The following is a 15,710-nucleotide window of genomic DNA, read 5'->3' as shown; positions in this document are numbered from 1 at the left end:
CTATTATTGTTATATTTTTAGAATTATTTAACGAGTTGAAACAGCCCTTTCGAACCAGCAAACCAAATTTCCCCTTGGGTATTTTTGGCTACAGCGACAACATTTTCGCCCTGACGTCGAGTAACTACTTCAGCTTTTCCATCTTTAATTTTTAAAACCATCCCAGCATTACCAACAAGGTATAAATCGCCGTCATGTACTAAAGCTGAGTTGATTGATGACTCAACGGGCAACTCAATTTGTTGCCAGTAGCTTAAATCTGCAGGAGCTTGAAAGACATGACCACGTAACCCCATAACATAAACATCATCACCTAGAGTGATCGCATTAAACATTGAGCCATCATAATCAAAGTCAACTTTGTCGAAGGTTTGTCCTAAATCGGAAGAAACGGCAACCAAGCCTAATTCACCAACCAGTAATAATCGGTTGTCTTCAAGACTAATGATACGATTGAAATGAGGTAATAATGCGGCCCGTTCAGATAAATAAAGTTGCTCGTCTTCAAGTTTTAAGTCGTTTAGATATGAGACATCTTCTTCAAATAACAGTTCTTGATGAAACTCATCTTGCCAAGTCTGACCACCATCTTTAGTGCGATAAAATAAGCCATAAGCCCCTATCGCCACGCCATGCGTAGCTGAAAAAAATCGTACATCAAGAAAAGGCTTTTCAAGCTGAGTAGATTGCATTTGTAGTGACCATGTTTGACCACCATCTTGAGTATGAATAATAGTAGCATCGTGACCTACGGCCCAACCTAACTTATCATCCAAAAAAAACACTTTTGTTAATTGAGAGACAACGGGGCTAGAAACCTGTTGCCACTGTTGCTCGAAAACTAATACATGACCTCGCTCACCTACTGCTACTAATTTATCTCCAACATTGGCGATATCAAGTAACAAAGACGACTGAGCTAATGGTTGTATTTGTGCAGATAAAGGGTCAAATTGTGCGTTGACTGAAGCAGTATATAAACATGCGCTTAAACCAATCGCTACGACACTGCGAAGCATGCTAACCGGCATACAAACTTCCTTACGTTTAGGGGCGCAAAGCGCCCCATCAATAACAGACTAGATAGAATTAACGAATACCAGCTCGACGCAATGCATCTGGGGTAAAGTTTGCTTCAGATAGGTTCGCATCAAAATTATACATACGACCTTCATTATCTAAGCCCATTGCAAGATAACGTCTAGATTGTAGGTCATGGAATATTTCTAACGTACTCCAATGTGTAGGCACTTCATAGTAGTTAATGCTATGTGCTGTACCAACACGGTATAACTCGTCACGGTTATCGTACATGTCAGTTAATGAAACTTGCCAAGAATCTTCATCGATATAAAAAACACGAGTTTTATAGATATGACGCATACCTTCTTTCAAGGTTGCCTTCACTTCCCAAACGCGGTGTTTTTCCCAACGAGCGTACTCAGGATTAATATGCCCAGGTTTCAAAATTTGGTCATATTTAAGATCGCTTGAGTGAAGCTTATAGTCGTTATAAGGAATAAAGATTTCTTTTTTACCGACTAATTCCCAGTTATAACGTACTGGAGATCCATTGAACATATCAAAGTCATCGGTTGTTCTTAAGCCATCAGATACTGTACCTGGCGTATCAAAGGATACGTTAGGCGCTTTACGTACACGACGCTGCCCAGTGTTATAAGTCCATGCTTGACGAGGCAACGCCTCTTGATCCATGGTTTCTTTTACTAATAACGCCGTACCCGCAAGACGTGCAGGTTGAGTCACAACTTGTTTAAAGTAAAACAAGGTGTTGGTCTCTTTTAACTTATCTAACGTGATTTCAGGGCGAGTATATTCAAAACGAATTTCTTCTGCGTTTTCAACTAAAGTATATGAACCACCTGCTGTTGGTGCAGCTTGGCTACGATAGGTTTCTACATCGACACCACGAAAACGTAGGATATGATTCCAAATCACTTCTAAACCGTTTGAAGGAATAGGAAATGGCACGCCAATAGTCGCACCAGTGATACCATTTCCTTGAGCGACTAATTCAGCCGATGTGGCATTCGCTTTGATGGCTTCATAAACATACTGCGGTGCCGAAGCGGTACGACGGGTTTCATAGACATTCATTTTGTAAGTGTCTGGATACAGCTCAAATAACTTGTTTTGACCTGGCGTTAAATATGCCTGATATTGCGCTTTGTTAGCGTTGGTAACAGTAAACAGTATTTTGTCGTTAGGAAATGGATCTGGGTGATGCATTCCTTTTTCATAACCCGCAACAGGTTTGGTAATACCACCATCCCAAGCAGGGATTGAACCATCAGCATTAGCGGCTTTTTCTGCGCCCATTGGCGTTAAACTGGTACCTAACTTTGCAGCATCAGCTTCTGATACTTTCGCCATCGCAACAGGAGCACCTAGTGCCATAATCACTGCTGCCGATAATATCGTCAGTTTTTTCATTATTATTATCCTTTTAAATCGAGTACTTGACGTTAAACGAGACATAATCTCGATCTTCCATCGCGTTAGTCGTTCCTACACCACCAAAGAAGCTATTGTATGAAAAATCAACGCCCCAACGATTTTGGTAGTCAAAGTTTAGACCCACTGCCACTGATTTCTTACCTTCAGTGAACAAAAACATAGGATCTGGTGTAATACCATCAACGTCATGAGAGAAAATGACTCTCGGTGCCATGTTTACACCGGCAAATACGTTGTTAAAGTCAGCCTTAGCAACTAAACGGTAACCCCAAGCAAAATCAGTAGGAAATGGATTTGTTTCAGGCCCATTATGTAACGCTTGAATAATACCTGGCATATCTGGATTTCCACCAGAACGAGCTGTCCCTGGTCCATTTAAACGTAACTCATCAAATCCAGGCATATCATGGATCCAAACCCCACCAATTTCAGCTAAAGTGGTTAGATTATCCATACCTAAAGTTGGGCCCCATAGATGGGTAAAAGTCATTTGTGCTTGCGTGGTATCTAATTGAATAAAACCATCAACGGTCTCACCTGGCGCATACACATCCATTTGCGAGATGCCATCAAGATCGGGACGCAAACCGGCATTGGCTAACTGCTGTGGCATGGCTGCAAATAGTAACTCTACATCATCAATCTGCAAAGGTTCATCCACGCGGTGAGCAATTTCACCAGCAACAGAAGTGTCGCCTAGTAACGTATTGAAACTAAAACCATATAGTTGAATATCTTCTGGATAAACAATTTGAGCTTTAGTGAACGTTTCCATACTCAACATAAGTTCACGATCAATCACACCACCACTGGCGGCTAAACGGCCATAATCTCGACCAATTGCTTCTGCAGTGAAGTTTGACGCTGTACCGCTGATTAATGGGCGACGGCTATGGTAGTTCATGTAGTATAAACCAAATTCGGTTTCACCAAGCTCAGGTGCGTAATAACCTAACTTGATACCATATTGACCGCTGTCCTCAGGTTCTGCTTCATCTTGAACCAAAGCCACTTTGGTTGAATAAGCGACCATAGCAGAGGCTAATGCTGGATGAAAATTAGCCGCTGCAGCTTGTCCATATAACGCTTTGTATTCAGACATCAAAAACTCTAAATTAATGTCTGGATTAGAGTTAAAACCTAACTGCGCGTTTTGGGCATAACCGCCAAAACCGGCAAAATCGTTGGTGGCAAAGTTAGAGCCCGGTGTTGGAACCCAAATTGGCTCCCAATCATATTGGTAGAAAGCTTCAACGTTTAAGTTTTCTGTTAAACCTAAAGAAGCCCATACCATCCCCTGTGGGCGGAATGCTTCTTTTAGTTCAGCACCTGGTGCATTAAGGATGTTTAAATCAACGGCGTTGATAATACCAATACCATGAGGAATCAAGGTACTTTCACCCCAAGAAACTACTTGATTACCAACACGAACAGTTAAAGGATTTGCACCGTCGTTTAAATCCCAATTGGCATAAACAAAAGCATCCAGTAAACGAATGTCTTTGCATTGAACTTCAGAGGCTCTGTCATCTTCACAAGGGTCAAACCCGTTACCGGTTAACGGGTCATTGAAGTCATAATCACCATCATTCAATTTACGATCATAAAAATACATACCACGCACAAATAAGCCGTAGTTTTCATATTTTAGTGATAATTCATGAAGGCCTTTGAATATCTCAGAGGTGGTATCACCACGAGAATAAAGCAAGTTACTTAAGTCGTTGTTACTTGAATAACTACCTGGTTGGGCCCAAATTTGCGCAGAAGTATATCGCGTGTCACCAAAGGCTGAGTAACCAGTCCAATCGAACTGTGGCTGATTAACTTTACCAATTTGATCTTTCCAATTGCGTTCACCGACACGCCAGCTAGCACCGACAGTCCATGTAGAGTCGAAACTACCATCTACTTCACCCCAATTGAATGAAACAGCTGAAACATTCGGACTCATTGCGAAACACAATGCCGACACCACCCCCAAAGCAAGTGCCGACTTGTTAAATTTTTTCTTAACAATATTCATTTTAGCTTTTCTCCGTAACCTGCTGGATTCGTTGTTATAGGAATTAAAACCAACATCTTGTTAGCCTACAGGTAACACCATTGTTACAGCATTTAACCTACTTGGGCAAGGTCAAAACAGAGAAAATAGTTAATAAAATTAACGTAGTTAACACAAATAACACACGTGAATTTAGCTGTGTATTTGAAAAGCAAGTAACCCAATATTTAAAAGTAATTACTCTAAATATTAAAAGTATAAAAATCAGCATGTTGCAGATAGTAAAAATAAAAATCAGATAGCCACAATAAACAGCCGTTTGTTTGAAGTAATTGCTCTATAATTTATTAAGCGATTGATACTTTCCGTTACTATCAAGTACTAATTTAAATCGTCCTTGGATGCCATTGATTGTTAAAAAAGGTCGGAAATATTTCGCGTTTACATAAAGATTTCGGCCATGTATGTCTGTGATAGCGACTTTATCTGCAATTCCTTTATAGTATGCTAAAAATGCATCATAACTGATGCTTATACTAAAAATAAATTCCATAAATCCTCAGATTCAATGAAAAAGGAGAGCAAGCTCTCCCTTATAAAAGTTAAGATAATTCGTTTACTTTAACGCTTTTTCAACTTTTTCGTATAGATCTTTCGATAAATCAGGTAGTTCTCTTAATGTTACTAACGCTTGCTTCATCAGATCTTGTCTATGTGGATCAAACTTGGCAAATTGAATTAACGGCGTGATCATTCGTGAGGCGACCTGTGGATTAGATTTATTCAACTTAATTAGAATAGATGTTAAATATTGATAACCCAAACCATCATTCCGGTGAAACTGATAAGTATTCGCCGCAGCAAAAGCGCCAATCAATGAGCGTATCCGATTAGGATTTGCAAAGCTAAAACTGCTGTGGTGCGTCAATGATTTTATCTTGTTAATCACATCGGCATCATTGGCAACCGCTTGTAACATAAACCATTTATCCATCACTAATGGCGTATCCTTCCATTTAGATTCAAAATCGGCTAGTAACATTGGTAAGCAAGCAAACTGCCCTTGTGTCGCGGCTTTAAGCGCAGCTAGACTATCAGTCATATTGCTTGCATTTTGATATTGTTTAATAACGTACTGCTCATATTCATCTGACACTGTAGCAAGTAAAAGCAATGCCGCGTTTTTGAATGCCCGTTGTGGTGCACAGTCTTTATCACTTAATTCACGATATCGAGCAATCAACTCATCTTCACAAGCCGATGCAATTTGCTCAATAACAAACTCTCTTGCTATCTGTAATGCATCTAAATCAACATGGTCAACTTGTTCAATTAATGAGGCGGCTGTAGTTAAGGTTAAAATTTCAGCAATAAGCGCATGATCCAGCTCATCGCTTAATATCACCCCACGGAATGCTTCAATAACCCTTGAATCCACCATCATTGATTGTTTATCTTGCAACTGTGCGACATTATGCCAAACACTTTGGCTAAACAATTGGACAGAAGCCTCCCAGCGAGCGACTTCACTGCTAGCAAATCGCATTAAATGTACTAATTGATCAAAATTAACATCGTATACCAGTTTAACTGGCGCTGAAAAATCTTGTAACAAAGACGCAACAGGCATACTTGTAAAACCGTCAAACGTAAAGCATTGGCTGGCTTTAGTAAAATCAAGTACTTGATTTACCTTCGACTTGCCAGTCGCATCCAATAACTCGATACTAAAAGGAATGTGCAGTGTTTGCCCTTTCACACCTTGGCTCGACACCGTTTGTTTTAATTCAATTTTGTATTGACCCGATTGTGGATCAAATGTTTCATTTACAGTGACAATCGGCGTGCCAGCTTGAGAATACCAGCGACGAAATTGCTGTAAATCGATGCCACTGGCGGTTTCCATTGCATTAACAAAATCATCACAGGTTACGGCTTGCCCATCATGACGTTCAAAATAACATTTCATCCCAGCTTGAAAGCCTTGTTCACCAAGAATGGTATGCATCATCCGGATAACTTCTGCACCTTTGTCGTATACCGTAACAGTATAGAAATTATTCATTTCAATAACAGATTCGGGTCGAATTGGATGCGACATTGGCCCTGAGTCTTCAGCAAACTGTTGGTTCTTCATTACCTTGATGGCATGAATACGATTAACTGCACGAGAACCCATATCAGAACTGAACTCTTGATCGCGAAAAACCGTTAAGCCTTCTTTTAAGCTTAATTGGAACCAATCACGACAAGTCACTCGGTTACCAGTCCAATTATGAAAATACTCGTGGCCGACGACCGATTCAATGCCGTGATAATCTTCATCGGTTGCGCTGGCTTTATCAGCAAGTACATATTTGGTATTAAAGACATTAAGACCTTTATTTTCCATTGCCCCCATATTGAAAAAATCAACCGCGACAATCATATAAATATCTAAGTCATATTCAAGATTAAAGCGCTCTTCATCCCATTTCATTGACTTTTTCAACGACTCGATGGCGTGACCCGCTTTATGTAAGTTACCTTTATCCACAAAAACTTGTAACTTAACCTCTCGACCAGATTGGGTTATAAACTTATCTTCCAGTAAATCAAAGTCACCAGCCACTAAAGCAAATAAATAACTTGGCTTTGGAAAAGGATCTTGCCAGCGTACAAAATGCCTTCCTGAGCGTGGCATTTCGCCCTGTTCAATTAAATTACCATTACTTAATAAATACGGAAATTGTGCTTTATCAGCTTCGATACGCACAGTATATTTTGCTAATACATCAGGTCTATCTAAAAAGTAGGTAATGCGACGGAAACCTTCTGCTTCACATTGAGTGCAATAGGCACCGTCCGACATATATAACCCTTCCAAGCTAGTATTAGCTTCAGGGTTTAGCCCAGTAATAATTTCAAGCTGAAATTCTTTTTCATCAGTAGTAATAACGAGAGTCGAATCAGTTTGACGATACTCACAAGGTAAGCCATTTAATTTAACTGACTTCAAGGTAAGCTGCTCACCATCTAATACCAAATCAAATTGATGATCATGACTACGCTTAATATGGCTATTGGCTATCACTTGAGTATTTTCGCCATCAAGTATGACATTTAAATCAATATCACTAATGGAAAAATGTGGTGCGCTATAGTCTTTTAAATGTTTAGCTTGATTCTGCGACATAATATTTCCTGCTTATTTTTATAACAAAAAACGCGCTAATGCGCGTTTTTATATTGTTCTGGTGAAACTATTTAGCGTTGTTTTTAGCTAATTTTTTTGCATCGACCATATCGAGGGTGATCAATGCTGTTTCATCTAAAAATGGATCCGGCACTGTGACATCTTTATCATCCTCAATATCATCTAGAGATTTTACAGGCTCTAATCCTTGACGAATTCGACGGTCGTTTGCTCTATCGAGTGCACGTTTGTCATCATCTTCACGGGAAGCTAGACGTTCACTCTCAACTAACGATATCGTTTTATCATTATGATGTTTTTTGAATTCGCTAATATCTTGATAAATATAACTGAATTCAACATCTGACTTGATACGGTTTTGATGTTTTACATCAAGTTGACTAACCAGTTCTGGGGTAATATTGCCCAAGGTGCCATATTGTGCAACGGGTACTTTATCCCATGGTAAGGCATTTTTCTCTTCAGACTCACCATACTCTCCAGGCTCAAGCGCACTTGGGAAACGAATATCTGGCGTCACCCCTTTTAACTGCGTACTACCACCATTTATACGGTAAAACTTAGCGATGGTATATTGAACATGGCCAATCGGTTTGTCGTACATATCATAAATTCGACCAAGGCTTTTATGTTGCTGAACTGTGCCTTTACCAAAGGTTGATTCACCCACAATTAATGCACGCTCATAATCTTGCAAAGCTGCGGCAAAGATTTCAGAAGCTGAAGCGCTGTAACGATCAACCATCACAGTTAATGGACCATCATATGCACTTTTACCATCATTATCGCGGTTTTGGTTTATTCGACCATTAGCATCACGTATTTGCACCACTGGGCCCATATCGATAAACAAGCCTGTTAATAAGGTAGCTTCCGTTAATGCACCACCACCGTTTGCACGTAAATCGATGATCACCCCTTCAACATTCGCTTCTTTTAACTTAACTAATTCTTTTGCGACATCTTCAGACAAATTCATGTAAAAACCAGGAATTTGAATTACGCCGACTTTACGGTTAGCGTATTCGCCATCTGATGGCTCGATAATTTTTGACGTTGCAGCTCGATCTTCTAGACGAATTTTGTCACGGACAATGGTTACCTCAAATGGCTTGGCATTGGCACCGCCTTTTTTAGGTAAAATTTGCAAGACAACTTCACTGCCCTTAGGTCCTTTAATCAGCTCGACGACATCGTCTAATCGCCAACCAATTACATCAACGATTTCTTTATCTTTTTGACCAACGCCAACAATTTTATCTTCAGGTGATAATTTTTCACTGATAGCAGCTGGGCCACCAGCAACTAAACTTTTAATAACAGTATAATCATCATCCATTTGTAAAACCGCCCCAATACCTTCAAGGCTTAGGTTCATTTCCATTTGGAAACGCTCGGCATTACGTGGAGATAAATAACTGGTATGAGGTTCAACCGTTCTAGCAAAGGCATTCATCACACTTTGGAATACATCTTCACTTTTGGTTTGACTTAAACGTTTAATCGCATTGTTGTAACGCTTTGATAAGATTTCAACAATCTCATCCCATTTTTTTCCCGTTAACTTAAGGTTTAACGCATCATACTTAACGCGCTGGCGCCATAGTTCGTTAACTTCAGCTTCATCTTTTGGCCACGCCGCATCCTTACGATCAAACTCATAAGCATCACCTGCAAGAGTAAAGTCAAATTCGTTTTCAAGTAAAGTTAGGGCATAAGCAAAACGCTGGTAACGACGGGTTTGTACTAAATCAAACATTTTATATGCAGGTGAGATATCGCCTGATTTAACCATGTCATCAAATTGATGTTGATACTGATTAAAGTTATCTATATCGGCTTGAGTAAGCACATTACGGCGGAAATCCAGCTGTTCTAAGAAACGGGCATATATTTGTTCTGAAAACGCATCATCTAAATCGAACCGATGATAATGCGCTCGAGTAAATAAATTGGTTACACGTTTGCTGGCAACCTGATGTTGCGGTTCTTGGGCTAGCTTGGGTAACTCGCTGATTTGAATAGTTGGTGAAATTGCCCATGCCGAAAATCCGACAAATAAACTGGCAATTGACGCAGCCAAGGTAAGTTTTCGCATCAACAAGTTACTCCTTAAATTTATAATAGTATGTGATCTACACGTACTTTGATCGTCAAGCCAGTATCTAACTGAACATGCACATCATCTTTCTTGATGTCGGTGATAGTGCCAGCAACTGGAGATGCACCAAGCTTAACATTAACACGTTGATTAGTAGAAAGTTCTTCCATTTTAGCTTGAACTAAATTCACAACAGGAGCAACCGTTTTTACTGGACGGTCTTTTTTGACTGCTGGGCGTTTAGCCGGTGCTTTTTTAGCAGGCTTTTTAGCGACCACTTTAGGCGCTTGAGCAAGACGCTTTGCTTTTGCTTTTTCTTGGCTTTCTTTTAAGGTTGCTTGAGCATGATCGACATGTTCTTGCTCTAACTCACCGCAATCGTTGCCATCTAAGTCAACACGTTGAACACCTGCTTTAACACCTTTTAAATAGCGCCAGCTACTTGTGTATCGACGTAACGCAACACGTAATTGTGTTTTACTTACTCTAGAATCATCAGCTAACCGTTCAGCCAAGTCTTGAAATAAACCAATTTTTAAAGGCTTAGTTTCGCCCTCAGCAATAAAACATGCTGGAAAGGTTTCGTATAAAAACGCTAAAATTGCGTTGGTGTCGGTCAACTTGTCTGTTGATTCCATTTTTACTTCCACGTTAAATAAAGGGACTTTTCAGCTTTATTGCTTGAAGTCGTTCATCATTTGCTAAGCTTTAACACTTAACCTACAAATTAGCACTAACAGTTGCAGAGCTAAAGGTCTAGACACAAACCTTAACAAAATAACTGGTGCCATCACTAGTATAAAATATTGCCAACTCACAATGAAATGTAATTTAGCTCTAGCTGCCTATTATAAAGCTCATGGCAGCGATTGCGACAATCATTTAGTCATAATTGATGGCTATTTAACCAAATAAGCATGTTTCAAACTGTTTAACGAGTAATTCAATCCCAAGTTGATCTTGTTCATCGAATCTATCGAGTAACGGACTATCAATATCAAGCACCGCGATGACCTTACCATTTTGATGGACAGGCACAACTATTTCAGAGTTGCTGGCAGAATCACAAGCGATATGCCCTTCAAACTGGTGTACGTCGGCCACTCTTTGTGTGGTATTAGTTGCAGCAGCAGTGCCACATACCCCTTTACCCATTGCAATTCTGGTGCAAGCGACTTTGCCTTGAAAAGGACCTAAAACTAATTGGTCATTTTTGACTATATAAAAACCTGCCCAATTTAAATCATCAAGGTTATCATTGATTAAGGCAGAGAAATTAGCCATTGCAGCAATTAAATCATCTTCACCAGATATCAAGGCTTCAACTTGACGCACTAAAGTTTGGTAGAACTCGGTTTTCATTTTTATTCCTTTAACACAACAATTTGGCTCAACTTATCATTCGATTTTAGAAGTTGAGAAAATAAAGTTAATCTTGTTTAGTGGCTTTCTTTTTGGGTTTAGGGTCTGCAGGAGCTTTAACGGTTGTGCCACCTTTTAGCAAGTTAGTTAGCTCATCTTTTTTGCTTGCAAGATAGAAAGCAAGTTTTTCACTGGTTGATTCGTCAAGTTCAACATCTGAGTCCATTAAAAAAGGCACGAGGTTATCAATGATATCTAGCATTTTGTCGTAAGCATCGGCTTCTTTTTTGGATGTAAAAGTCATCTTTTCAACCCCTTCTCTTACCACGACAAATTGGGTAATTACTGCCATGAATTCATCTCCACTGTTTTTATATACAGTGCAAAGGTTGACATATTTTTAGTCAATTAAGCAAGAGAATAACGACAAAAACATTCATTTAGTTAATATTTTACGTTAGAGGGCTAATCTAATTTGTAAATATAAGTATAATGAATACCTCAATTTGAGACTATTCATCCTAACAAGATAATAATAATGTCTGAGCAAAAGTCATATAACGCTATAATGCTATGTCGGTCGTGTGATTTGGTAACTCGCAAACGAGCGTTACCTTCTAACGTTCGTGCACTTTGTCCGCGATGCCACACAGCCCTCTACGACACACCCTATTGCTCTGTTAATGGCATGCTTGCCTTGTGTATTGCAGCATTAATCATTTTTATTCCAGCCAATTTATTACCTGTACTTGAAATCCATTTTCTGGGCAGCATAAGAACTACCACGGTTGTAGGGGCTGCAATAGCAGTATGGGAACTGGGTTATTGGGTTGTTGGAGTGGCTGTTTTAGTGGCTGCGGTTATTGCCCCGCCTTACTAATAATGTCGGTTTTATTTCAAATTATTATTTTAAAACTCAAGTTAACATCAGCCTTTTGGCAACAAGTTTATCGTAGTTTACTCAAAAACCATGGCTTAATTTCACAAATGACCATGTTAGAGATCTATGTGATCAGCTTCCTGGTTTCCGCCTTCCAACTTTCTGATTTTGCTGATGTATATTTTAGTATGGGGTCATTGAGTTTTACCTTCTTATTTTTGGTTATTTTATTTTTACAGCGAGAATACAATTTAGAGCACATGTGGAGTTTTATTGATGACCGAAAATAAACCGTCTATTGCTCAACCGTTAGAAGAGATTACTCAAACTGCACCTTTAGGCTTTAAAATGGGCATTTGTTTATGCTCAGTGTGCCGAAAAATTAATCATCTCAGCTCAGATAACTGTATACGTTGTGGGACTAAACTCACTGCCAGACACTATGCCAGTGTTCAACAAAGTTGGGCGTTATTAGTTACAGCAACTATTTTACTCGTTTTAGCCAACATCTACCCCATCACCATCTTAACGAATAGGGGTGTTGTTACCAATGACACCATTTTTAGTGGCATTGCACATCTAATTCATACCGGCATGATCCCAATTGCGATTATTGTATTTACCGCCAGTATATTGGTACCTTGGTTAAAAATTATTGGTCTAGCTATCTACTTAACCGCTATCAGTTTTAGAATACCAATATCAAAAAGAAAAATGATGGTAGGCTTTCATATTATCGAGTGGATTGGGCGTTGGTCTATGCTAGATTTATTTGTCATCTCTATCACGGTTGCGTTAGTCAATATGGGGCAGTTGTTAGATGCAAAACCAGCCCCTGCTGCAACCGCCTTCGCTTTGGTTATCTTGTTAACTCAACTTGCTGCAAAAGTTTTAGATACGCGCTTACTTTGGGACCGTTTGGAAACACATAATGACACAAATTGAATCGCCAAAAATTGTTAAAAAGAAGCTTTTTTCACCCATTTGGTTACTGCCAATTGTGGCACTGATTCTTGGAGCTTGGCTTGGGCTAAAAAGCTATAAAGAAGCAGGTATTGAAATTAGCATTCACTTTCCTAGTGCTGCGGGTATTGATATTGGTAAAACCTTAGTCAAATACCAAGGTTTAACCGTTGGCAAAGTCACTGATGTAAGTATTGATAAAGATTTAGATGGTGTCGATGTTAAGGTCACCATGGATTACCGTGCAGATCGGTTTTTAAACCAAGAAACCCAGTTTTGGTTAGTTAAACCTAAAGCCAGCATCACAGGGGTTGAAGGACTTGAAACCTTATTTTCTGGTAACTATATTGCCATCCAACCAGGTGAAGGAAAATCGACCACAAATTTTGAAGCACAGCGTGAAGCTCCTGCCATTACACCAGGTAGTCAGGGGATTATTATAGAGCTCAACTCGGCAAAACTTGGCTCAATTGACGTAGGCTCGACCGTATTTTATCGACAAATACCAGTTGGGAGCATAGTAAGCTATCGTTTATCAGGCAGTAAAAAAGTCATTATTAGTGCTTTCATTCAAGAACAATATGCCCATTTAGTTCATAAAGATTCACGTTTTTGGAATGTCTCCGGCTTCAAAATTGACGCGTCATTGGCGGGAATTAAAGTGAATACTGAGAGCTTAGCGTCCATATTAGCCGGCGGAGTTGCTTTTGATACTGGCAGTAAAATGGAAAAAGCCGTTAATGGCGATACTTTTAACTTGTTTGCCGATGAAGAAAGCGCATTAGGTGGATTTCAATTTAATTTACATTTAGCTAATGCTGAAGATATTAGCGAAAACGCCAACATTGTCTATCGCGGTATTAATGTAGGTCACATACAACAAATATCACTGACCAACGATGGAGTATCTTTAGTTGCCAACATCGATCATCAATATAAAACGCTAATCACTGCAGACAGTCGTTTTTGGATAGCCGGTGCAGATATTTCCTTGGCAGGTGTAAAAAACTTATCGCGCTTAGTGACGGGGAATGTCATCAATCTCTTACCTGGTACTTCAGAGCACCCTCTTCCAGACAGTTTTGAATTAACCACTAAGGAGCCTGATTTATTAAGCAAACAAAAGTTAACCATTACTTTAACAACAGACACACATACCGGCATGAGCCTCGGTGCAGATGTGCGTTATAAGCAACTGCCAATTGGTAAAATTGTTGCAACCCAACTTAGTGAAGATTTTTCTGCTGTTGAATATCAAGCTCAAATTTTCCCTGAGTTTATCCCTTTAATTACCAAAGGCAGTTACTTCATTGCCGAGCAGGCAGTAAAACTAGATGCATCGCTTGAGGGGGTAACCTTTGAAACACGCGATTTATCAACCCTTATGCAAGGCGCAGTGACACTCGTACCAAGTAGAACAAAATCTTTAACAAAACAAGGTGATAAGTTCAAGCTTTATGACAGTATGGCCAGCGCACAAAAACAATTTAATGACCTTCAAAAGTTAAACTTTGTGCTAACAAGTCACGATGGAGCAGGTTTATCTGCCGGCTCACCTGTGTACTATAAAAAAATGGCTATTGGCGAAATCACTAACGTCGAATGGCAACCCAGCCAAGATAACTTTGCTTTATATGTGGCATTAGATAAACAATTTAGCCAATTACTAAAAGAAAACACGGTATTTTGGCGCAATGATGCAGTGAGTGTAAATGCCAGTCTGGCCGGAATAGAAGTTAATATGGCGCCTTTAGTTGGCGTGATTAAAGGCAGTATCTCACTAGGATTTCTTGAGGAGGCTTTAATTAATAAGGCTGAGCCAACAAATGCCCTTATGGCATCATCACAGCTTTATGACACACAACACCTTGCATTGACTCAAGCAAAGGCGATCACATTAACTCTTCCAGCTAACGCTAAAATATCGCCCAAAACAGCTATTCGCTATCAAGGTCATCAGGTAGGAGAAATTCAACAAGTTAAACTCAACCAAGATCTATCCTCACAACTTGCAAAGGCTTATCTCTATGGTGAATATGCTACGCACTTTAGCAAACAAGATAGTGAATACTTTGTCGTTGATGCACAAATATCACTGTCAGGCATTAAAGATGCTGAAACCTTAATCACTGGTGCTTATATTGGTGTAATACCCGGTGAAGATGATGTTTTGGCAACACAGTTTACCGCGCTGCAATCTGCAAAATATGACGCCAATAGACCCAAAGATGCCATCAATTTTACCTTAATAGACAAACAATTAGGTTCTATTAAAGTTGGTACTCCCATCTTTTATCGCGGCATAGCGATTGGTCAAATAGATGGCTATAACCTGTCAAACTCAGGCCAAAGAGTGCTAATGTTTGCACATATTCGCAACGAATATAAACACTTAGTCAATAATAGCAGTCAATTTTGGGACGCCTCTGGTATTGAGTTAGAAGTAGGCATTTTTTCAGGCGCACACATTGAAACAGGCTCTTTGGAAACCTTGCTAAGTGGTGGCGTTTCGGTTGTTACTGAAGAAATTACTTCAGCAAGTAATCAGATCACCAACGGAAGTGAGTTTAAGCTGCAAAACCGAATGAAAAAAGAATGGCAATCTTGGCAACCTAATCAGTCAGATCAGTCAGATCAGTCAGGCCGCTAACCACACAATTCAATGATTTTTAAAAGCGAGATAGGCCATATCTCGCTTTATTTTTTAATCTCAAGTTGAAATTTT

Annotated in this window: 11 protein-coding genes and 1 pseudogene; 3 read left to right on the top strand and 9 right to left on the bottom strand. The window is 39.5% G+C overall.

Going from position 1 to position 15,710, the window contains the following annotated elements:
- Window positions 1-23: 23 nt before the first annotated feature.
- The 9 genes from HBH39_RS08060 to HBH39_RS08020 form a co-directional block, all read right to left on the bottom strand.
- Window positions 24-1,031: a YCF48-related protein gene (locus tag HBH39_RS08060; RefSeq protein ID WP_167677199.1), complete on the bottom strand. Its 1,008-nt coding sequence runs from the start codon at window positions 1,029-1,031 to the stop codon at window positions 24-26.
- A gap of 58 nt (window positions 1,032-1,089) precedes the next feature.
- On the bottom strand, window positions 1,090-2,454 hold the full coding sequence (locus tag HBH39_RS08055) for a DUF1329 domain-containing protein (protein ID WP_167677197.1): 1,365 nt from the start codon (window positions 2,452-2,454) through the stop codon (window positions 1,090-1,092).
- A gap of 13 nt (window positions 2,455-2,467) precedes the next feature.
- Window positions 2,468-4,504, bottom strand: a complete 2,037-nt coding sequence (locus HBH39_RS08050) for a DUF1302 domain-containing protein (protein ID WP_167677195.1) — start codon at window positions 4,502-4,504, stop codon at window positions 2,468-2,470.
- A 316-nt stretch (window positions 4,505-4,820) separates the two neighbouring features.
- Complete coding sequence (locus HBH39_RS08045) at window positions 4,821-5,036, bottom strand: DUF2835 domain-containing protein (RefSeq protein ID WP_167677193.1); 216 nt, start codon at window positions 5,034-5,036, stop codon at window positions 4,821-4,823.
- Window positions 5,037-5,099: 63 nt separating this feature from the next.
- Window positions 5,100-7,658 carry an aminopeptidase N gene (gene pepN / locus HBH39_RS08040; RefSeq protein ID WP_167677191.1) on the bottom strand — a complete coding sequence of 853 codons (2,559 nt, stop codon included), beginning with the start codon at window positions 7,656-7,658 and terminating at the stop codon, window positions 5,100-5,102.
- Between the two features lie 67 nt (window positions 7,659-7,725).
- A complete protein-coding gene (prc, locus tag HBH39_RS08035) occupies window positions 7,726-9,777 on the bottom strand; it encodes a carboxy terminal-processing peptidase (protein WP_167677189.1) in 2,052 nt (683 codons plus the stop codon).
- A 20-nt stretch (window positions 9,778-9,797) separates the two neighbouring features.
- Window positions 9,798-10,418 carry an RNA chaperone ProQ gene (gene proQ / locus HBH39_RS08030; RefSeq protein WP_167677187.1) on the bottom strand — a complete coding sequence of 207 codons (621 nt, stop codon included), beginning with the start codon at window positions 10,416-10,418 and terminating at the stop codon, window positions 9,798-9,800.
- A gap of 265 nt (window positions 10,419-10,683) precedes the next feature.
- Window positions 10,684-11,142, bottom strand: a complete 459-nt coding sequence (locus HBH39_RS08025; protein ID WP_167677185.1) for a GAF domain-containing protein — start codon at window positions 11,140-11,142, stop codon at window positions 10,684-10,686.
- Between the two features lie 67 nt (window positions 11,143-11,209).
- Window positions 11,210-11,494: a YebG family protein gene (locus HBH39_RS08020; protein WP_167677183.1), complete on the bottom strand. Its 285-nt coding sequence runs from the start codon at window positions 11,492-11,494 to the stop codon at window positions 11,210-11,212.
- Between the two features lie 186 nt (window positions 11,495-11,680).
- Between HBH39_RS08020 and HBH39_RS08015 the strand changes: the two are divergent.
- The 3 genes and pseudogenes from HBH39_RS08015 to HBH39_RS08005 all read left to right on the top strand — a co-directional run bounded on the left by HBH39_RS08015 (window position 11,681) and on the right by HBH39_RS08005 (window position 15,635).
- Window positions 11,681-12,312, top strand: a pseudogene (locus HBH39_RS08015) (paraquat-inducible protein A).
- A gap of 58 nt (window positions 12,313-12,370) precedes the next feature.
- Window positions 12,371-12,967, top strand: coding sequence for a paraquat-inducible protein A (locus HBH39_RS08010; RefSeq protein ID WP_167680016.1), 597 nt, complete (start codon window positions 12,371-12,373; stop codon window positions 12,965-12,967).
- A complete protein-coding gene (locus HBH39_RS08005; protein ID WP_167677181.1) occupies window positions 12,954-15,635 on the top strand; it encodes an MlaD family protein in 2,682 nt (893 codons plus the stop codon). The genes HBH39_RS08010 and HBH39_RS08005 overlap by 14 nt, the downstream gene beginning before the upstream one ends.
- The last annotated feature ends 75 nt before the right edge of the window (window positions 15,636-15,710 follow it).

The sequence above is a fragment of the Shewanella aestuarii genome, assembly GCF_011765625.1.
In the GTDB taxonomy this organism is placed as follows: domain Bacteria; phylum Pseudomonadota; class Gammaproteobacteria; order Enterobacterales; family Shewanellaceae; genus Shewanella; species Shewanella aestuarii_A.
Note: the sequence above shows the minus strand (reverse complement) of the source record. Positions and strands in the feature narration are given on the sequence as shown.